The sequence below is a fragment of the Pelomonas sp. KK5 genome, assembly GCF_001984095.1.
In the GTDB taxonomy this organism is placed as follows: domain Bacteria; phylum Pseudomonadota; class Gammaproteobacteria; order Burkholderiales; family Burkholderiaceae_C; genus KK5.
On record NZ_LYVQ01000012.1, the window covers coordinates 1 to 19778 of the forward strand.

Sequence of the window (19778 nt, forward strand, 5' to 3'; positions counted from 1 at the left end):
GCCGACCTCGGACATCCACCAGATCGTCGCCCGCGGCGAGCCGCTCTCCGACTTCGCCAGCTACCGCTTCCCGGCCAACGTCCGCCACCGCTACGACCGCCTGCCGCCGCTGCCCGAGGGCTACCTGCCCTTCGGCGACGCACTGTGCAGCTTCAACCCGGTCTACGGCCAGGGCATGACGGTGGCGGCGCAGGAGGCGGTGCTGCTGGAAGAGGAACTGGCGCGCGGCGTCCTGCCGGGCCTGGCCGGTCGATTCCTGCGCGCGGCCAGCCAGGGGCCGATCGACACCGCCTGGAGCATCGCCGCCGGCAACGACCTGCGCCACCCGGGGGTGCAAGGGCCGAAGCCGCTGCCGGTGCGCGCGATCAACGCCTATGTCGGCGCGCTGCACCGCGCGGCGGCACGGGATGCCACGCTGGCACAGGCCTTCCTGGAAGTGGCGAACCTGATGCGCTCGCCGCCCTCGCTGCTGCATCCGGCGCTGGCGCTGCGGGTGTTGCGGGCACGCTTCGCCGGGGCGGCCGCCGACCGGTCGTCGCCGGCCGGGCTACCCGCCTAGCAACGCTGCATGTGACGGATGTCCGGCGGGGCCGCCAGCAGCGGCCCCGCCTGGGCAAAGGCGGCGGCGACGTGCGGCGTGGCCATGTGCCCGTCGGCGGCGCCGCGATCCTGCCAGCACTCGAAGGTGCTGAACAGCTCCGGCTGGTCCTGCGCCTGCAGCACCTCGTACTGCAGGCAGCCGCTCTCGTCGCGCGTGGCGCGGGCGAGCGTCTCCAGGACGCTGCGCATGTCGGCGGCGCGGCCGGGCAGGGCGGTGATGCGGGCGATGACGTGGTGCATGGTCCCTCCGATGGACGATCAAGCGGGCGCCGGCAGCGCGCCGCGGAAATAGAACACCGCCCCCGCGTCGCTGAGGCAGTCGGTGTGGCGCGTGCCGGCGCGCGCCAGCTGGTAGTCGCCCTCGCGCAGCAGGATGTCGCTGAGGTAGAGGTCGCCTTCCAGCACGTAGCAGTCTTCTTCCAGGCCATGGCCGTGGTCCGGCACCGAGGCGCCGCCCAGCACGCGCACCAGCATCGCCACGACGCCGCCGCTGCCATGCAGCAGCACCGCCTTGACGCCGCGTGCCAGGCGCAGCACCGGCGCGGCCTCGTCGGCCACCAGCGCGGCCTCGGGTGCGCGGCTCCACCAACGCTGCTCGGCCGCATCCAGCGCCACCGCGTCGCACAGGCGATGGCGTACGTAGACCAGCGCGCCCGCGGCGCCCACCTGCAGCGGGCCGGCGTCGCCGATGCGGTAGCCGTAGCGCGGCAGCGGCCCGCCGCAATCGACATCGCCTTCGAGCACCAGCAGCTCCCGCGCTCGCGAAGCCGCCGGCCAGTCGAGCCGGGTTCCCGCCGCCAGCCGCCAGAGCTCGACCGGCAGCGCCGCGTCCTCGCGCAGGCGGCGTCGCCAGGCGCCGGGTGCGGCCTCCTGCCAGATGCCATCCTCGCGCCGCTGCGTCGACAGGCCCTGCTGGCCCTCGGCGCTGCGGCGGACCCGCTCGGCCAGGTCCATGGCGCCCTGCGCCTCGCGCGGCACCGCAAGCGGTCGCAGCTGCTCGGCCAGCAGGCGCTGCAGGCGAACTTCGTCGCTGTCATCGCCATCGTTCATTGGATGCTCCCTTTCGTCATCAAGCCCCGCTCCAGCGCTGGCTTCAAGGCGGCCAGCGTGCGCCGGAAGTGCGACTTCACCGTGCCCAGCGGCAAGCCCAGGCTGCCGGCGATCTCCTCCTGGCTGAGCCCGCGGTAGAAGGCCAGCGCGATCATCTGGCGCTTGAGCGGATCGAGGGCCGACAGCAGCTCGTGCAGGCAGTGGTCCCGCTCGACGGCCTGCAGCAGGTCCAGCGGATCGCCGGCGCCGGAGCGGTCGGGCAGATCCTCGTCGGTCTCGTGGGCGGCCAGCACATCGTGGGCGTGGGCGCGCAGCAGGTCCAGCGCGCGCGAGCGGGCGATCGTCAGCACCCAGGCCAGCGCCGAGCCGCGATCCGGGTCGAAGCGCGGCGCCTGGCGCCAGACCTGCCAGAAGGTGTCCTGCATCACCTCCTCGGCGCTGCTCACCTGCCGGGTGATGCGCAGCGCCAGCGCATAGACGCGACCCGACAGGCTTTCGTACAGGATCGCCAGCGCGGCCTGATCCTGGCGCATCACGCGGGCGAGCAGCACGGCCAGGCCGTCGCGATCGGCGGTCTCGGCGGCGGTGCGGTCGGAGCAGTCCACGTGGACGATCCCTCCGGAGGTGGCGGAACGGCAGTCGACGGCGAGGCAGGCGTGATCCACACGGGGCTCCGGGCGCTTGATCTCTCCGGATACGTCAGCCACGGCCGGCCGGATGCAAAGCATAGTGATCCGCTCGGGCATCGCCCGAGAAAGCCTGCCGCCGGCAGGGTGGTCAGCCCGGCTTCAGCCGCCAACGCGGCCAATGCCGCAACAGCCAGGCCCGTGGCGCATGCCGGATCGCCAGCAGCAACAGGGCCAGTGCGGACAGCGGCAGGCGCCCATCCACCCGCGCCGCCACCGGCCGCGCCAGCGCGGCGCCGCGCAGCGCCTCGGACAGGCCCTCGGCCCCGACCAGCCGCTGGTACTGCAGGCCGTATTCGCCGGCCAGCAGCTGCAGATAGGGCTCGCGCAAGGCCGACAGGTGCTCCCGTCCCGGCGTGGCGCCCAGGCTGGCCGACGCTCCATCGCCGCCGGCATCGTCGGCCATCTGCTCGTTGCCGACGCTGCCGCCGCGGCCCTTGCTGCGCGGGTCCACCTGCAGCACCTCGTCGGCCTTCCAGAAGCCCAGCGGACGGCCCTGGGCATCGCGCTTGGGGATCGCGGCCGGCACGATGCCGCCGACGCCGACGAGCAGCCCGGCGATCTCGCCCGGCTTGTCGTCGAAGCGGGGCCGGTGGCGCGGGTTCAGCGGCGGCGCTTCCTGGCCGTCGGTGATGAAGACCAGGGCCGGCTTGCCCGGCAACGCGCCGGAAATGGCCAGGCCGCTGTGGATCGCCTTGGACACCTCGCTGTTGCCGGCCCAGGCCATGCGGCCGTCGATGCGGTCCAGCGTGCCGCGCAGCTCGTCCAGATGGGTGCAGACCTCCACCGGCGCCAGCAGCAGGAAGGAGCGGTACTCGGTGAACACGCCCCAGCCGACCTTGGAGCCGCAGGGCAGGTCCAGCAGGGCGCCGCGCAGCGCGTGGCGGGCGAAGTCCAGCCGCGAGACCGGCTTGCCGCCGAGCTGCTCGTCCGGCACGTTCATGCTCTGCGTGATGTCGAGCACGATGACCTGCTCGTACAGCGGGCGCTGCATCGTGAAGCCCGGGTTGAACAGCGCCGCGACCAGGGCCAGCGCGGCGCCGGCCATCAGCAGGGTGTCGCGGCGGGGTACCTTCATGGCAGGCCGGGCGAGTAGCCGCGCATCGTCGTCGGCGCGCGCTCGGCATCGCGCTTGGCGTCGGGGGCGACCTCGCCCTCCTCCTCGGGATCGGGCAGCAGGCGCTGGGCGCGTTCCAGGTTGTAGCGGGCGTCCCAGTGGCCGGGGTCGCGCCGCAGCAGCTCGCGGTAGGTCTCCTTGGCCAGCTCGATCAGCGGGATCGCCTGGCCCGGCTGCGGCCCGGCGCGCACGACCAGCGCGCGGCGCAGCAGCAGGTTGGCGCTGTTGAAGCGCGCCGCCTGGCCCAGCGGCGTGTCACCCTGTAGCGCGCGGAACTGGTTCAGCGCCTCGTCCGAATAGCCGCCGGGCTGGGCGGCCGCCAGCGCCAGCGCGTGGGCAAAACGCAACTCGGGCAGCTCGGGCGGATCGTCCGGGCCGGCCTGGGGCTGCTCGGCGGCCAGGCGCCGGTTCAGCGCGTCCAGGCGGTGCAGGTGGACGGCGTCGGCGGCCAGCGCCAGCAGGGCCACGGCCAGCAGCCCGATCACCACGCGGTTCAGGACCATTGCCTCAGCTCCAGCATCTGCGCGCCCAGCAGCAGCAGCACGCAGGCCAGCGCCAGCGCGCAGCCATAGGGCGCCAGTTCGCGGCGGGCGACGGTGTCGCGATAGGTGATGGGCAGGTTCTCCAGCCGGTTCACGTCCTCGATCGCCTGCTGCAGGTCCTTGTCGTTGTCGGCCTCGTAGGCGCGGTAGGGCGTGCCCAGCGAGCCGAAGAAGCGGTGCAGCGTGTGCTCGGGCACGGTGTCGTCGTCGGCATCCGCCTTCGCGCCCTCCTCGGCCTGCAGGCCCGGGCTGTTGGCCGAGCGCAGGTAGAGCCAGTACAGCGCCACCCGCTGCTTGCGCACCGCCGCCTCGATCGCCTCGCGGGTGGGCGGATCGAGCCGGTCGCCGCCGTCGGACACCAGCATCACGATGCGCGAGCCGGTGTAGGGCCGGTCGGCGAACTGGCCGATGGCCGACAGCAGGGCCAGGCCGATATTGGTCTCCGACAGGCCGCGGCCGATATTGCCGGCCGCGATGGCCGCCTGCACCGCCTCGGTCTTCTGCGTGAAGGGCAGCACCGGCAGTGGCAGCGTGCTGAAGGCCACCATCGCGAAGCGGTCCTGCGGCCGACCGGCGACGAAATCGGCCAGCAGGCGGCGCGCCACCTGGCCCTTGGGGTCGCGGTCGCGGTTGCCCTGCATGTGGACATAGCGCTCCAGCGACTCGGGCGTGACCTTCTCGGGGCCGCCGCGGCGGGGCGCGCCGGCGAAGCCCTGGTCCATGCTGCGGCTGCGGTCCAGCAGCAGCACGATCTCGGCGCCGCGGCCGGTCTTCTCGACCGTGTACTCCGGCCAGTAAGGCCCGGCCAGCACCAGCACCAGCAGGGCCAGCGCCGCCATCGCCAGCGCGAGCAGCCCGCGCTGCAGCAGGCGGGAGGCGCGGTCGGGCGAGGGCATCAGCGCGGCCCAGCTGTTGGCCAGCGGCTCGCCGGCGCGCGCCAGCAGCGGCAGCAGGGCCAGCGGCAGCAGCGCGAGCAGGGCGGGATGGTCGAAGTGCAGCGGGGTCATCGAAGTTCGGCGTCGCGCAGCTTGCGGCAGAGGTCGAGCAGCCAGCGCTCGCCGTCGGGTGCGCCGGCGCCGCCGAAGAATTCCTGGCGCGAGCGCTCGAAGAACTCCTGCAGCTCGATGTTGAAGTTGCGGAAGCGCGGATGGGCGCCGAGGAAGCGCTCGATGCCTTCGGTGAACAGCACCTCGCCGGCGGTGGCATTGAGCGCCTGGTGCAGATGCTGGAAGGCGGCATGGCGCCCGGGCGCAGCGCGCAGGGCCAGCCAGGCGCGGCCGAAGGGACGATGCCGCCGCGCCCACCACGGCAGCAGCAGCCAGACATAGGCCAGCCAGCCGAGCAGCAGCAGGGCCACGCCGGCCTCTAGGGCCAGGCGCCGCCGCACCGGCTGCGTGTCCAGCGGGGGCGGCGGCTGGTCGGGCCGCAGCTCGCCGAGGCCGGTGCGCGGGGAGGGGTCGGCCGGCGTCAGAGGGGAGACGGTGACGGGCCAGGCATCGATGCGCAGCTCGCGCTTCGCAGCCTCGCCGGTGAAACGCAGCGTGATCGGGGCGATCTCCAGCACCTCGGTCTGCGCCGGCGAGCGCATCAGCTGATACACGAAATGCAGGGACAGCCGGCCACCGCCCAGCGCCTGCCGGCGCAGCTGCTGCAGTTCCAGCGCCGGGCCGCGCTGGCCGGTACGGGGCAGCGAAGCCTCGTCGAGCACCAGGCCCGCGGGCACCGTCACCAGCACGTCGCGCTCGATCCGGTCGCCCAGCAGGTAGCCGAAGGCGCGTGGCTCGGCCACGCTCGCCTCCTGCGCGTCGGCCGGGGCCGCGCACAGCGCAAGGAGCAGCAGCATCAGGCTAGGCGTGGAAATGCCGGGTGACCGCGTCGGCATCGAAGCCTCCGTCATTGAACAGCGGCCGCAGCCGCTGGCGACCGAACAGGGCCAGCAGCTCGTCATGGCGCCGCGCCTGCTCGGCGCGCCACTGCTCGCGCAGCGCCGGCCGCCACCAGACCAGGCGCTGGCGCCCGGTCTCGGGATCGGCCACCTGGGCCAGGCCGTGCTCGGCGGACAGCGCGAACTCGCGCCGATCCCAGAGCACCACCGGCACCAGCTCGTGGGTGGACAGAGTGAGCAGCAAACGGGACACATCGTCCAGCGGCAGGTGGAAGTCCGACAGCAGGAACACCAGCGAGCGGCGCTGCGGCAACCAGCGCCAGGCCTCGGCCAGCCCGGCGGCCGAGCGCCCGCGCGGCTGCAGCGCGCGCAGCACGGTGCCGAGTTCGCCGGCCGCACCGCGGGCGCGGCTCTGCGGCAGCAGCAGGTCGTGGCGCACGGTGTCGTCGCAGCCGACGAAGCCGAAGCTGTCGCCGCTGCGCCAGGCGGACCAGGCCAGGCTGTCGACGAAATCGGCGACCACGCCCAGCTTGCTGCTGCCGCTGGACTCGCCCGCCGCGGCGAAGCCCATCGAGGCCGACAGGTCCGCCACCACCGCCACCGGCACCGCCTTGCGCTGGCTGTAGACGCGCACCGCCCAGTTGCCGAAGGGGTCGCGCAGGCTGGCGTGCAGGTCCAGCCGGCGCGGATCGGGCGCGTCCAGCAGCGAGGCATGGCCGCGGAACTCGAAGCCGCTGTCGCCGCGCCGGCTGCGGTGGCGGCCCGGAAAGTGGCCGCTGGCCGGCGCACCGATGCGGTAGTGGATCTCGGCGGGGGCGCTTTTTTCTCTCACGGCGCTCATCAGGGCGCGGCCACGGCGGCCAGGATGGCCGACACCAGCGCCGGCGCGATCTCATGCCGGCGCAGCTCGAAGACCGGCTGGAAGCACAGGCGGTGGGCCATGGTCTCGCTGAAGACCGCGTGCAGGTGCTCGGGGGTGACGAAGTCGCGGCCGTCGAGCCAGGCGGCCACCCGCGAGGCCCGCAGCAGGTAGCTCATGCCGCGCGGGCTGGCGCCGGCCAGCATCAGCTGGGAGACATCGATGCCCGGCAGGTGCACGCCATGGTCCTGCGGCGCCGCGGTGGCGCGCCACAGGCGCAGCGCGTAGTCCTGCAGCGTGTCGGAGGCGCGGATGCCGCGCTGGATCGCCTCGGCCACGCCGTTGAGCTGCTGGTGCTCGACCATGGCCGGGCGCAGCGAGGCGACCAGCCGGTCGCCGTCGTGGAAGCGCGGGTTGAACATCAGCTCGCGCCGGTCGGCGTCGCTGGCGGGCGCGTCGATGGTGATCTCCATCATGAAGCGGTCGCGCGCGGCCGAGGAGATCTCGAAGGTCTCCTCGCGCTCCACCCGGTTGCGGTCGGCAAACACCAGCAGGTGCGGGAAGCTCACCTCGCGGTTGAAGGCCGAGACGGTGCGTTCGGCCATCGCCCGCAGCAGCAGCGAGTGCACCTGCGGCCGCGCGCGGTTGATCTCGTTGAAGAAGAAGATGGCCAGCGCGTCGCCGTGGCGCACCAGCGGGCCGGCCTCGACGGCGGGGCGTCCTTCGGCGGTGATGTAGGTGTAGTAGACGAGGTCGTTCGGCATCAGGTCGATGGTGCCCTCGGTGCGCGCGAAGTCGCCGCCGATGACGCGGGCGAAGGCGCGCAGCAGCGTCGTCTTGCCCACGCCTACATCGCCCTGCAGCAGCACATGGCCCCGCGCGAACACGGCCAGGTTGACCAGGCGGATCACCCGCTGCTGCCCGATCACGACCTTGCCCACCTCTTCTTCCAAGGCCAGCGCACGGCTGCGCCAATCGGCCAGCAGGCGGTCGTCTCCGTCCATTCTTGTCGTCTCCATCGTTCTTGTCGGGCGCGTCCGGCCAGGGTTGCAAGAAGCACGCCGCGCGGCCCCGCGCGGTCGCCACGGTTGGCTGCTGCGCCGCTGCCACAGCCCGATCCAAGCGCTGGAACACTCTGTGGCAAACGTGAGCCGCCGCGACCGGTGCATCGCCGGGCGCCGATGCGCGCCCGGGAAATCTTCCCTGGGCCGTGGCCTCGGGGCGTCGCACCATGCCGGACAGGCAGGCGCGCAAAGTGGGCTCAGAACTTGCAGTTAGGCCAAGGCCGAGCGATGTGGGACCCCCGGCTAGCGGGTTGGAGCGGGGTCGAACCTCACAGTTCGCATCGCGGCTCAGGTCACTTCAAAACAGGAGACATCAATGCAAGTTACAGGGCATTCAAAGTGGCGCATCTTGCGTCATCTCGGTATGGCATTGCTCGCCTTGCCGGCCTTGGCCTTGGCCAATGCGGACGTCGAGAAGAACATTGCCAACTCCAAGAACTGGGCGATGCAGGCTGGGGACATGTACAACCAGCGCTACAGCAAGCTCAACCAGATCAACACCGGCAACGTCGGCAAGATGCAGGTCGCGTGGACCTTCTCCACCGGCGTGCTGCGCGGCCACGAAGGCTCGCCGCTGGTGATCGACGGCAAGATGTACCTGCACTCGCCGTTCCCGAACAAGGTGTTCGCGATCGATCTGGATACGCAGCAGATCATGTGGAAGTACGAGCCGAAGCAGGACCCGGCCGTGATCCCGCAGATGTGCTGCGACACCGTCAACCGCGGCCTGGCCTATGCCGAAGGCAAGGTCATCCTGCAGCAGGCGGACAGCACGCTGGTGGCGCTCGATGCCAAGACCGGCAAGGTGGTCTGGAGCGTCAAGAACGGCGACCCGAAGCTGGGTGCCGTCAACACCAACGCGCCTCACGTCTTCAAGGACAAGGTGATCACCGGCATCTCCGGCGGTGAATGGGGCGTGCGCGGCTTCATCGCGGCCTACAACCTCAGCGACGGCAAGCTGGCCTGGAAGGGCTACAGCGTGGGCCCCGATGCAGAAATGCTGATGGACCCGAACACGACGATGACCTGGACCGACGGCAAGATGGCGCCGGTGGGCAAGGACTCGTCGCTGAAGACCTGGCAGGGCGACCAGTGGAAGACCGGCGGCGGCACCACCTGGGGCTGGTATAGCTACGACAAGGCGCTGAACCTGATGTACTACGGCACCGGCAACCCGTCGACCTGGAACCCGTCTCAGCGGCCCGGCGACAACAAGTGGTCGATGACCATCTGGGCCCGTGACGTCGACAACGGCAAGGTCAAGTGGGTCTACCAGATGACGCCGTTCGACGAGTGGGACTTCGACGGCATCAACGAGATGATCCTGGCCGACATCAACGTCAAGGGCGCGCCGACCAAGGCCCTCGTGCACTTCGACCGCAACGGCTTCGGCTACACGCTGAACCGCCAGACCGGCGAGCTGCTGGTGGCCGAGAAGTACGACCCGCAGGTGAACTGGGCGACCAAGGTCGACATGAAGTCCGGCCGCCCGCAGGTGGTGTCCAAGTACTCGACCGCGCAGAACGGTCCCGACGTGAACACCAAGGGCGTGTGCCCGGCGGCACTGGGCTCCAAGGACCAGCAGCCGGCCTCCTACGATCCTGAGACCAAGCTCTTCTACGTGCCGACCAACCACGTCTGCATGGACTACGAGCCGTTCAAGGTCGAGTACACCGCCGGCCAGCCGTACGTCGGCGCCACGCTCTCGATGTACCCCGCCCCCAACAGCCATGGCGGCATGGGCAACTTCATTACCTGGGACGCCGGCACCGGCAAGATCGTGCAGAGCCACGCCGAGAAGTTCTCCGTGTGGAGCGGCTCGCTCAACACCGCCGGCGGCCTGAGCTGCTACGGCACGCTGGAAGGCTACCTGAAGTGCGTTGACAAGAAGGACATCAACAAGGAGCTGTTCAAGTTCAAGACGCCCTCCGGCATCATCGGCAACGTGTTCACCTACGAGCACAAGGGCAAGCAGTACATCGGCGTGTTCTCGGGCATCGGCGGCTGGGCCGGCATCGGCATGGCAGCGGGCCTCGAGAAGCCCACCGACGGCCTGGGCGCCGTGGGCGGCTATGCGGAGCTGAGCAAGTTCACCGACCTCGGTGGCTCGCTGACGGTATTCGCATTGCCCAACTGATGCGTTACTTGTTCTAGATCCAAGAAGCAGACCGGGCGGCGGCCCCTTTCTCAGGACCCGCCGCCCATCCTCGTTCAGTCAACACAACGTCGGAATCCGGGAATGAAGCTTTTGCCTTTGCTGTTCTTGATCGCCGCGGCACCTGCCGCCTTCGCACAGGACGCCGCCTACAAGGTCGTGGACGGCTACAAGGTCGACCCGGTCACGATGAACGGATTCCGCACCTGGCGCGCCGCCGCCTGCGACCGCTGCCACGGCGCCAACCAGGAGGGCATGGTCGGCCCCTCGCTGATCAACAGCCTGAAGACGCTCAGCAAGGACGACTTCATCAAGACCATCACCGACGGGCGCCTGGAGAAGGGCATGCCCAGCTTCAGCACCAGCAAGACGGTGATGGACAACAAGGACGCGCTCTACCAGTACCTGAAAGGCCGCTCCGACGGCGCGATCACGCAGGCCAAGGTAGAACCTGCAAAATGACGTCGCGCCTGCCGTCGCTGCTGCTCGTGCTTGCAGGCCTGCTGCTCGCAGGCACTCCCGCTCGGTCGCAGGACGATCCGGCGCCCCGCGAGGCGCTGCGCGTCTGCCAGGACCCGAACAACCCGCCGTTCTCGAACACCGAAGGCACCGGCATCGAGAACCGCATCGCCCAGGTCTTCGGCAAGGCGATGGGCCTGCCGGTGAGCTTCTACTCCTTCCCGCAGCGGATGAACTTCATCCGCAACACGCTGCGCTACAAGCTGCCCGGCAGCGACTACCCCTGCGACATCGTGATGGGCGTGCCGGTCGGCTTCGACCAGGTGTCCGTCACCAAGCCCTACTACCGTTCGACCTACGCGCTGGTGTTCGCGCAGGGCCGCGGCCTGGACCAGGTGAAGACCGGCGAGGACTTCCTCGCGCTGCCTCGCGAACGGCTCTCCAAGCTGCGCATCGGCCTGTATGACCAGGGCCCCGGCACCGAGTGGGTCAAGAAGCACGGCCTGGTGGACCAGACCACGCCCTACCACCTGATGAATGCCGACCCGGGCCAGTACCCCGGCCAGATCGTCGAGAAGGATCTCGCCAGCGGCAAGATCGACGTGGTGATCGTCTGGGGGCCGATCGCCGGCTTCTTCGCCCAGCATGCCAGCGCGCCGAAGCTGAGCGTGGTGCCGCTGAAGTCCGAGCCCGGCGTCAAGTTCGACTACCAGATGGCCATGGGCGTGCGCTACGGCGAGCCGGCCTGGAAGAAGCAGGTCGAAGGGCTGATCGACTCGCAGCACGATGCCATCGAGGCGATCCTCAAGGAGTTCGGCGTTCCGCTGGTCGACGAGTCCTACGTCGACCCGAAGAACGCGGCCCGTCTTGCGGCAGGCAAGTGATGATGACGACGATGCGCTGGCTGATTGCGCTGCTGATGCCGCTGTGCCTGTCGCCCGCGCAAGCGGCCGAGGACTACTCCGCCGCCGAGCAGGCCATCTTCATGCGCGACCAGTTCGCCGGGCTGAAGGCGCCGACCACGCTGCGCTACAGCTTCCGCAAGACCGGCAGCATGGAGCCGGGCTTCGAGGACCAGGTCGAGCTGACGCTGAACGCGAAGACCGAAGGCGGCTGCTGCCTCGTCCATGGCGAGTTCCTCAGCGGCACGCGGCGCGTGCCCCTGCCCGACATGGACCAGGGCAAGGCCAACCCGGTCACGCTGTACTTCCTCGAGCGGGACATCCGCGAAATGAACCGCATCACCCGCGGCTCGCAGAACTACTTCCGCAAGCGCATCCGCATGGCCGCCTACCAGGGCGCCACCGTCACGCCGGTGAGCCTGCGCTATCGGGGCGCCACGGTGAAGGGCCAGGACATCACGCTGAAACCCTACGACGACGACCCGAACCGCGCGCGCTACGGCCAGCTCGCGGTCAAGGAGTACCACTTCCTGCTGTCCGAGGCGGTGCCCGGCGGCGTCTACGCGATCCGCACGATCGCGCATGACGGCGCGAGCGTGCTGCTGGACGAAGACATGACGATCGAAGGTGCAGAGCGATGATGACGATGATGCCAAGAAGGCTGCTGCCGGCAGCAGCGCTGCTGGGCCTGCTGACGCTGCCCGCGCTGGCGCTGGCCGCGGGCAACGACTATCCCACCTCGCAGCGTGTGCTCTACGTGCAGGAGTGCATGAGCGCCCACCCCGGCCACTACTACGAGATGGTCAACAAGTGCTCCTGCGCGATCGACGCGATCGCCGAGCAGGTCAGCTACGACGACTACGTGACGATGACCACCGTCGTCAACGCGATGACCATCGGCGGCGAGCGCGGCGGCACGCTGCGCGACAACGACAGCATCAAGCCCGAGATCAAGCGCTACCGCGAGCTGCAGGCCAAGGTGCAGAAGTCCTGCTTCATCGCCAGCAGCGTGGCCGCCTCGGCCGCCAGCAAATAGACCGCCGGCAGGCCGGCCGATGCCAGCAGCGCTTCTCGTGGCTGCCGCTGCGCTGGCCTACATCACCAACCAGGGCAGCCACGACGTCTCGGTGATCGACCTGGACATGCAGCGGGTCGTCGCCACGGTGCCGGTCGGGCGCTCGCCGGCGGGCGTGGTCGCGGCCAGCGCCATCGGGCGCGTGTTCGTCTCCAATCCGGACAGCCGCGACATCTCGGTCATCGACATGGCCACGCAGGCGGTCGTCGGTCGGCTGGAGGCCGGCCAGGGGCCCGTGGGCATCGATGCCTCGGCCGACGGCCGACGCCTGTACGTGGCCGACTGGTATGCAGGGCAGCTGCTGGTCTATGCGCTCGACGCCCGCGGCGCGCCGCCCGTGCGCATTCCGGTCGGCCGCGCGCCGGCGGGTGTGGCAGCGGCCGATGGCGCGCTGGCCTACGTCGCCGAGCGCGATGACGACAGCGTCGCCGCCGTCGATGCCGCCGCGGGCCGGGTGCTCGGCCGCGTGCGCGTCGGCGCCCATCCTTTTGCCCTGCTGCTCGACGCGCCGCGGCAGCGGCTCTACGCGCTCAACGTGATGAGCGACGACGTCTCGGTGGTCGACCTGCGCGATCCCGCCCGCATGGCGGTGATCGCCACGATCCCCGTCGGCAAGGCCCCCTACGGCGCGGCGCTGGCCGACAGCGGCCGCCTGCTCTACGTCACCAACCAGCACGATGACAGCGTCAGCGTGATCGATGCCGACACGCTGCGACCGCTGCGCACGCTGGACGGCTTCGGCTACCCCGAGGGCATCGCGGCCCAGGGCGACAAGGTCTATGTCGTCAACTGGATGGACGACGCCGTCAGCGTGCTCGATGCCCTCACCGGCCGCGAGCTGCGCCGCATCGCCACCGGCAGGAACAGCCGCGGCTTCGGCGCCTTCATCGGCCAGCTGCCGTCCAACAAGCACAAGGAGACTCCGCAGTGAATCGACGCGTCACCATCCTCTTCGCCGCGGCACTGCTCGCCGGCCCCGCGCTGGCCCACGGTCCCACGCGGCAGAAGGTCATCGAGAGCGTCACCATCGCCGTGCCGCCGGACCGCGTCTGGGCGCTGGTCGGCAACTTCGATGCGCTGAAGGACTGGCATCCCGCCATCGCCGAGAGCCCGGCCACGCAGGGCAACACCGTCGGCTCGGTGCGCTCGCTGACACTCAAGGGCGGCGGCGCACTGACCGAGACGCTGGAGCGCTACGACGGCCCCGGCATGAAGTACAGCTACCGCGCCAAGGACGGCGGCGCGCTGCCGGTCACCAACTACACCTCGACGCTGTCGGTCAGCGCGGTCGAGGGCGATCCGGGCAAGTCGCTGGTCGAATGGCGCGGCGCCTTCTACCGCGGCCATCCGGGCAATGAGCCGCCACCGGAGCTGAACGACGATGCGGCCATCGCCGCGATCACGGCCGTCTACCAGAGCGGCCTGGCGAACCTGAAGAAGCTCGCCGAAGCCAAGCGCTGACAAGGACAAGGCCGGCCAGCAGCGACCCCGCGGTGGCCGGCTCCGGCACGGCGGCGAAGATGAAGTCGTCGGCCACCCAGTTCCCGTTGAGCGTGCCCAGTTCGTGCCGGTCGATCCGGTAGCCGGTGATGCTCGAAGCCACCGCGGCGAAGGCGCTGGTATCGGCGAAGGCCGGCTGGCCGGGCTCGCCGGCCACGGCCGGTGCGGGCAGGTCGAACACGACGGACATCAGCACCGTCGATCCCTGCATCGCGTTGATCGTCACCTGGTCGGCGCCGGCGCCGAAGCCGTAGTACTCGTTGCGGGCAAACCAGGCGCCGGTGAGCAGCATCGAGGTGGTGATCAGCAGGCCGTCGTTGCTCGCGCCATCGCCCTCGTTGGTGACGAAGTAGTGGCCCGAATGCGGAATGCCGAACAGCGGCCCGGGCGTTGCCGTGTCCACGCGGGCCTCGTCGCCGACGACGACGAAGCGGCTGTCCCAGACGATGCCCTGGTAGAGCGAGCTGTCTCCGTTGGCGAAGAAGAGGCCGGTCGATGTGGTGACCGGCGGCGGCGTGGCCAGGTCATCGAAGCTGGCGGTCACGGCCGCGGCCGGCGACGCCACGGCAGCGATGGCAAGGGCGGCCATCGCGGAGCATAAGAACTTCATGCGTCCTCCTCGCTGGATGCGGCGGCCAGCGTGGCATGCGCCCGCCGCCACGGTCAAGCAATGAAACAAAAAACCCGCGGCCTTGCGGCACGCGGGTTTCTTCATGGCGGACGGCGGGGCGCGGTCAGAACGGGATGTCGTCATCCATGTCGTCGAAGCCGGTCGACGACTTGGCCGCCGGCGCCGGGCGCGGCGCTGCCGGAGCACGCTGCGGCGCCGGGCGAGCAGCAGCGCGGGGCGCGGGAGCCGGCGCATCGCCGAAATCGTCGCCACCGCGCGGGGCGCCGCGGCCGTAGCCGCCACCACCACCGCCGCCTTCATCGCCACCCTCACGGCTGCCCAGCAGCTGCATCTCGGTGGCCATGATCTCGGTGGTGTAGGTGTCGCGGCCTTCCTTGTCCTGCCACTTGCGGGTCTTCAGGCGGCCTTCCACGTAGATGGAACGGCCCTTCTTGCAGTACTGGCCGACGATTTCCGCGAGCTTGTCGTTGAAGACGACGCGGTGCCATTCGGTCTCTTCCTGCTTCTCGCCACTTTCGCGGTTCTTCCAGCTGCGGGTCGTGGCGATGCTGACGGTGCAGAAGGCCACGCCGCTCGGGTTGTAGCGCAGCTCCGGGTCCTTGCCCAGGTTGCCGACGATGATGACTTTGTTGACGCTGGCCATGACAGGCTCCGCTCTCCAATGGGGGAATTGCTTGGGCTCTTGGGTCGATGCCCGCCTGGCGGGCCTGTGAAACCCGCGCTCGAAGGGCGACAGCATACTTCATGTCACCTGGGCAGCCCCCGCTCAGCAAGGGGATGCGGCCGCCGATACGTCCCTCCCTGCGCCGCAGCCGCGCCGCCACCGAGGGCCATCCCTAGACCCATCCCCCCTGGTTCAAAGGCTCGTCACGAGTCGGCCGTCCAAGGCCGCCAAGAACGTACCGAATCGACACAGATGCGACCCACGGCGCTGCCTGCAGCCGCGGTTCGCGACGTCGCCTAGGGACTCGTTCGAAACCATTCCCGGCTTCACTCGATAACGCCTACGGCGTTCGGGAGGATTTCACGAACCGTGCCGGTTTTGAGAATCGCCCCTGCACTCGGTGCCCCGCCTCGCGGAGCGCCTGTCAGCCCGCAACGATCTTGCGGTCTCGATGTGCGAACCGGCCGAGGTGCATGCCAAGACACCAACGCCTTATCCAGGCAGTACAGAGGAGTTCCAATGAACCGGCATTACATCAAAGCGGCGCTGGGCGCCGTGGCCTTCGCCTGCGCGGCGGGCGCGGCCCAGGCCTCGCTGATCACCTTCGACGGGCCCGATCTCGACACCAGCGGTGCCGCGGGTGCGCCTTACTTCCTGTTCGATCGCGAGGTGATCAGCCAGGGTTACTTCAACATCACCACGGCCAACGTCAAGAACGGTAGCAACGCCGGCGACGGCACGGGGACCGGCGCGTTGATCGACGGGATCGAGAGCCAGTGCGCGGGCAACCTCGTCTGCCCGGGCCGCAACTCGACCTACCTCGCCACCGTGGACGACGGTGTCGTCGGCCTGACCTCGAAAGCCCCGTCCTTCAAGCTGACGGGCTTCTCGGCCGGTTTCATCGGCCCCGAGGGTCGCACCAACAGCCAGGCGTCCGGACTGAGCGCGGGAGCGATCCGCCTGTTCGTCGTGCTCACCGACGGTTCCTTCGGCTATCTGGATTCCATCTTCTGGCTGCCCGGCACGGACGCCGCGGGAGCCACTGATTTCGTCGACTTCACGCTCTCCGCCGCCGAGCAGGCGCTGGAGTTCGTGGAGGTCGACTTCATCGGCTACGGCTGCAGCGCCTCGGGCGCCTGCACGCCCTTCGGTACCAACACCGGGCAGTTCGGTCTCGACGACATCAACGCCACCGAGATCCCCGAGCCTGCGGGCTGGCTGCTGGCCGGCACGGCGCTGGCGGCGCTCGGCGCCACGACCCGCCGCCGCAGCCAGCCCAAGGCCTGACCCACGTCCCATCTCTCGACAAGAAGGACCGATCCGATGAAGAAGATCAACAAGCTCACGCCCGCAGCCCTGGCTGCGCTGGCGCTGCTCTCCGGCCTGGCGACCGGCGCCCACGCCGCCGATGACCGCAAGACCTACATCGTCCAGCTCAAGGACGAGCCCGCCGCCACCTATCCCGGCAATGTCAGCGGCTATGCCGCCACGCAGGGCACCACCGGCCAGCCCTTCCAGGCCCGTTCCGTGGCCGTGCAGGCCTATGTGAAATACCTGGGCGGCCTGCAGGACTCGGTGTCGGCCACGGTGCCGAACGCGCCGGTGCTCTACAGGTACGCCAACGTACTGAACGGCTTCGCTGCCCAGCTGACCGACGCCGAAGTGGCGCTGCTGACGGCCAATGCCAAGGTCGCGAGCGTCGTGCGCGACGAACCCCGCCAGCTGGTCACGATCAGCACGTCCCGCTTCCTGGGCCTGAGCACGCCGGGCGGCGTGTGGTCGAAGATGGTCGGCAGTGCGGCGGTGAAAGGCGAGAACCTCGTCATCGGCGTCATCGATGGCGGCATCTGGCCCGAGAACCCCGCCTTCTTCGATCAGGTGGACGCCAGCGGCGCCCCGGTGAAGAGCGGCGGCACGCTGGCCTACGACGGCAAGCCCGCCAGCTTCACCGGCGGCTGCAGCGACGCCAACGGCTTCGTCGCCTCGCGCGACTGCAACAACAAGCTGATCGGCGCCAAAGCCTTCGACGAGGGGTTCAAGGCCCAGAAGCTGGCGCTGCACTGGACCGACTTCGCCAGCTCGCCGCGAGACTCGCTGGGCAATGGCGGCACCCTCTCGGGCCATGGCGGCCACGGTGACCACACGGCCTCGACCGCCGCCGGCAACTCCCAGAACCCGGCAACCATCACCGGCAGCACGACGGCGCCGGCCTCCGGCGTTGCCCCTCGCGCCCGCGTCGCCGCCTACAAGGTCTGCTGGACCTTCGTCGACAGCACCGCCACGGACGGCAGCGGCGCCACCAACAGTTGCTGGCAGACCGATTCGGTCAAGGCGATCGACCAGGCGGTGGCCGATGGCGTCAACGCGATCAACTTCTCGATCAGCGGCTCGACGAGCAACGTCAATGACATCGTCGAGCAGGCCTTCTACCGCGCCAGCCTGGCCGGCATCTTCGTCGCGGCCTCGGCCGGCAATGCCCCGACCACGCAGGTGGGCGTCAATCACATCAGCCCCTGGCTCACCACGGTGGCCGCGTCCAACCACGATCGACTGATGTCCGCCACGCTGACGCTGGGCGATGGCACCAGCTACAACGGGGCCTCGCTGAACACGCAGGCCCTGCCGGCCACCGCGATGGTCGTCGCCGACGACGTCGGCCAGGGAGGCGGTGCGGCCAACCTGTGCTTCAGCGATGCCACCGAGGCCGCGAAATCCAACCAGGTGCTGCTGGATCCGGCCAAGGTGGCCGGCAAGGTGGTCGTCTGCACCCGCGGCACCAATGCCAGAACGGACAAGAGCCTGGCGGTGAAGAACGCTGGCGGCGTCGGCATGGTGATGATCGACAACGGCGTCGGCCTGATCGTCGACGAGCATTCGGTGCCCAGCGTGATGCTTAACGTTGCCGACGGCGCCACCGTCAAGACCTATGCCCGCACAGGCGGTTCCCGCGCCGCGATCGGCACCTTCTTCATGGGCAGCCAACCGGCCCCGCTGATAGCGGGCTTCTCGCTGCGCGGCCCGAATGCAGGCGACGCCAACGTGCTCAAGCCCGATCTGACCGCCCCCGGGGTCGACATCATCGCCCAGGTGACGCCGCCGCTGACCATGCAGCAGAAGACCGACCTGGTCGCCGGCACCTTCACGCCGCCCGGCTTCTGGGCCTCGTACCAGGGCACCTCGATGTCCAGCCCGCATGTGGCCGGCCTGTCGCTGCTGCTCAAGCAGGCGCATCCCGACTGGTCGCCTGCGGCGATCAAGTCGGCCCTGATGACCACCAGCTACACGACCCTGGACGACAAGGTGGCTGGCGCGCTGAACGGCCTGCTGCCCTGGGCGCAGGGCGCCGGCCACGTCGACCCGGGCAAGGCCCTGGATCCCGGCCTGGTCTACGACGCCGGCAAGGCCGACTACGTGCGCTACCAGTGCCTGATCAACAAGGCCGGCGTGCCCGCGGCCGACTGCAGCACCTACGGCGTGCTGGACGCCACCTACAACCTGAACCTGCCTTCGATCACGGTGGCGAACATCCCCGGCACGGTGACGGTCAAGCGCAGCGTCACCAACGTCGGCAGCGCCGCTGCCACCTACACCGGCAGCGTCTCGGTGGCCGGCTTCACCGCCACGGTGGCGCCCGCATCGCTGACGCTTAACCCGGGCGAGACCAAGGCCTACACACTCACCCTGACCGGCAACGGCGCGGCCAAGAACGCCTGGGCCTACGGCAAGCTCAGCTGGACCGACGGCAGCCACCAGGTCGTCAGCCCGGTCCAGGCCCGGCTGGGCGATGCGATCAGCGCACCGGCCTCGCTGACCGCCAATACCGCCAGCGGCGCGCGCCTGTTCAGCGTGCAGACCGGCTTCAGCGGCAAGATGGGCGCGATCAAGGGCGGGATGACCGATGTCACGATGAGCGCGACGATGTCGCTGGCGCCAAAGGCCGTCAGCCCCACCACGCTGCTGGCCAACTGCAAGAAGGGAACGGCCACGGCCAATATGGCGGTCCACAGCATCAGCGTGCCGGCCGGCGCTCTGGTGGCGCGCTTCCAGCTCCGCCAGGAGGACACCGGCTCGCCCGGCGACGACCACGACATGCTGGTGCTGTATCCGAACGGCACCACCGCCAGCTACAGCGGCGCCGACGGCACCAACGAAGCGATCCAGGTCGTGCTGCCGGCGGCCGGCACCTATCGGGCCTGCGTCGCCGCCTACGCCGGCGGCGCGACGATGACGCACCAGCTCTCAAGCTGGGTCGTCGACCCGGCCGCCGCCACCAGCACCAAGCTGAACGTACTCCTGCCGGCCAACTCCTACCTCGGCGGCACGGCCACGGTCGGCGTGAGCTGGTCGGGCCTGACGATGGGCCACCGCTATCTCGGCGCCGCCGCGCTGATGGACGCCGGCGGCAACTTCGGCAGTGCGTCGACGACGGTGCTGCGTGTCGAGCCCAACGGCGGCCTGCCGGTGGCCGAGGCGCCGGACACCCGGCCGGACAAGCTGGGCCTGCCCAAAGACTGAACGCGCGAAGCGGAAAACTTCGAGCCGCCGCCCGCGAGGGTGGCGGCTCTTTTCATTCCGCGGCCTCGGCACTC

The 19778-nt window shown here is 69.9% G+C and carries 20 protein-coding genes and 1 pseudogene; 10 read left to right on the forward strand and 11 right to left on the reverse strand.

Annotated features, from left to right (window positions below):
• A pseudogene (locus tag B0W88_RS33445) lies at positions 1-559 on the forward strand (monooxygenase); the annotation flags it as partial.
• Here the strand turns inward: B0W88_RS33445 and B0W88_RS02870 are convergent.
• The 9 genes from B0W88_RS02870 to B0W88_RS02910 all read right to left on the reverse strand — a co-directional run bounded on the left by B0W88_RS02870 (position 556) and on the right by B0W88_RS02910 (position 7743).
• On the reverse strand, positions 556-840 hold the full coding sequence (locus B0W88_RS02870; protein ID WP_077033145.1) for a putative quinol monooxygenase: 285 nt from the start codon (positions 838-840) through the stop codon (positions 556-558). The pseudogene B0W88_RS33445 and the gene B0W88_RS02870 sit on opposite strands and share 4 nt — an antisense overlap.
• 18 nt (positions 841-858) lie before the next feature.
• Positions 859-1650 carry a cupin domain-containing protein gene (locus B0W88_RS02875; RefSeq protein ID WP_077033146.1) on the reverse strand — a complete coding sequence of 264 codons (792 nt, stop codon included), beginning with the start codon at positions 1648-1650 and terminating at the stop codon, positions 859-861.
• The gene (locus B0W88_RS02880; RefSeq protein WP_198937754.1) at positions 1647-2255 is read right to left on the reverse strand and encodes an RNA polymerase sigma factor; all 609 of its coding nucleotides are present in this window, start codon (positions 2253-2255) and stop codon (positions 1647-1649) included. The genes B0W88_RS02875 and B0W88_RS02880 overlap by 4 nt, the downstream gene beginning before the upstream one ends.
• 172 nt (positions 2256-2427) lie before the next feature.
• A complete protein-coding gene (locus B0W88_RS02885; RefSeq protein WP_077033147.1) occupies positions 2428-3414 on the reverse strand; it encodes a hypothetical protein in 987 nt (328 codons plus the stop codon).
• A complete protein-coding gene (locus tag B0W88_RS02890; RefSeq protein ID WP_077033148.1) occupies positions 3411-3956 on the reverse strand; it encodes a hypothetical protein in 546 nt (181 codons plus the stop codon). Before B0W88_RS02890 ends, B0W88_RS02885 begins: the two co-directional genes overlap by 4 nt.
• A complete protein-coding gene (locus B0W88_RS02895; RefSeq protein WP_077033149.1) occupies positions 3947-5002 on the reverse strand; it encodes a vWA domain-containing protein in 1056 nt (351 codons plus the stop codon). The genes B0W88_RS02890 and B0W88_RS02895 overlap by 10 nt, the downstream gene beginning before the upstream one ends.
• Complete coding sequence (locus B0W88_RS02900) at positions 4999-5838, reverse strand: hypothetical protein (RefSeq protein WP_077033150.1); 840 nt, start codon at positions 5836-5838, stop codon at positions 4999-5001. The genes B0W88_RS02895 and B0W88_RS02900 overlap by 4 nt, the downstream gene beginning before the upstream one ends.
• 4 nt (positions 5839-5842) lie before the next feature.
• Complete coding sequence (locus B0W88_RS02905) at positions 5843-6712, reverse strand: DUF58 domain-containing protein (protein ID WP_144006573.1); 870 nt, start codon at positions 6710-6712, stop codon at positions 5843-5845.
• Between the two features lie 8 nt (positions 6713-6720).
• Complete coding sequence (locus B0W88_RS02910) at positions 6721-7743, reverse strand: MoxR family ATPase (RefSeq protein ID WP_077033152.1); 1023 nt, start codon at positions 7741-7743, stop codon at positions 6721-6723.
• A gap of 376 nt (positions 7744-8119) precedes the next feature.
• On the opposite strand from B0W88_RS02910, the gene B0W88_RS02915 reads away from it, so the two are divergent.
• The 7 genes from B0W88_RS02915 to B0W88_RS02945 all read left to right on the forward strand — a co-directional run bounded on the left by B0W88_RS02915 (position 8120) and on the right by B0W88_RS02945 (position 13855).
• Entirely contained in the window at positions 8120-9940 is a 1821-nt protein-coding gene (locus tag B0W88_RS02915) for a methanol/ethanol family PQQ-dependent dehydrogenase (protein WP_077033153.1), read from the forward strand.
• A gap of 102 nt (positions 9941-10042) precedes the next feature.
• Positions 10043-10420, forward strand: a complete 378-nt coding sequence (locus tag B0W88_RS02920) for a cytochrome c (protein WP_077033154.1) — start codon at positions 10043-10045, stop codon at positions 10418-10420.
• Positions 10417-11301 carry a quinoprotein dehydrogenase-associated putative ABC transporter substrate-binding protein gene (locus tag B0W88_RS02925; protein ID WP_077033155.1) on the forward strand — a complete coding sequence of 295 codons (885 nt, stop codon included), beginning with the start codon at positions 10417-10419 and terminating at the stop codon, positions 11299-11301. The genes B0W88_RS02920 and B0W88_RS02925 overlap by 4 nt, the downstream gene beginning before the upstream one ends.
• Before the next feature lie 11 nt (positions 11302-11312).
• Complete coding sequence (locus tag B0W88_RS02930; RefSeq protein ID WP_077033181.1) at positions 11313-11960, forward strand: hypothetical protein; 648 nt, start codon at positions 11313-11315, stop codon at positions 11958-11960.
• Positions 11957-12355, forward strand: a complete 399-nt coding sequence (locus B0W88_RS02935; protein ID WP_233151603.1) for a hypothetical protein — start codon at positions 11957-11959, stop codon at positions 12353-12355. Before B0W88_RS02930 ends, B0W88_RS02935 begins: the two co-directional genes overlap by 4 nt.
• Before the next feature lie 37 nt (positions 12356-12392).
• Positions 12393-13325, forward strand: coding sequence for a YncE family protein (locus tag B0W88_RS02940; protein ID WP_233151604.1), 933 nt, complete (start codon positions 12393-12395; stop codon positions 13323-13325).
• Complete coding sequence (locus B0W88_RS02945; protein WP_077033157.1) at positions 13322-13855, forward strand: SRPBCC family protein; 534 nt, start codon at positions 13322-13324, stop codon at positions 13853-13855. Before B0W88_RS02940 ends, B0W88_RS02945 begins: the two co-directional genes overlap by 4 nt.
• On the opposite strand, the gene B0W88_RS02950 is transcribed toward B0W88_RS02945, so the two are convergent.
• Entirely contained in the window at positions 13794-14504 is a 711-nt protein-coding gene (locus B0W88_RS02950; RefSeq protein WP_158080785.1) for a PEP-CTERM sorting domain-containing protein, read from the reverse strand. The two genes, B0W88_RS02945 and B0W88_RS02950, sit on opposite strands and share 62 nt — an antisense overlap.
• Positions 14505-14628: 124 nt before the next feature.
• Positions 14629-15168 carry a single-stranded DNA-binding protein gene (gene ssb / locus B0W88_RS02955; protein WP_077033159.1) on the reverse strand — a complete coding sequence of 180 codons (540 nt, stop codon included), beginning with the start codon at positions 15166-15168 and terminating at the stop codon, positions 14629-14631.
• Between the two features lie 540 nt (positions 15169-15708).
• Between ssb and B0W88_RS02960 the strand changes: the two genes are divergently transcribed.
• Both B0W88_RS02960 and B0W88_RS02965 read left to right on the forward strand, forming a co-directional pair.
• Complete coding sequence (locus B0W88_RS02960; protein WP_077033160.1) at positions 15709-16476, forward strand: NF038120 family PEP-CTERM protein; 768 nt, start codon at positions 15709-15711, stop codon at positions 16474-16476.
• A 36-nt stretch (positions 16477-16512) separates the two neighbouring features.
• Positions 16513-19704, forward strand: coding sequence for a S8 family serine peptidase (locus B0W88_RS02965; RefSeq protein WP_077033161.1), 3192 nt, complete (start codon positions 16513-16515; stop codon positions 19702-19704).
• Positions 19705-19778: the final 74 nt, after the last annotated feature.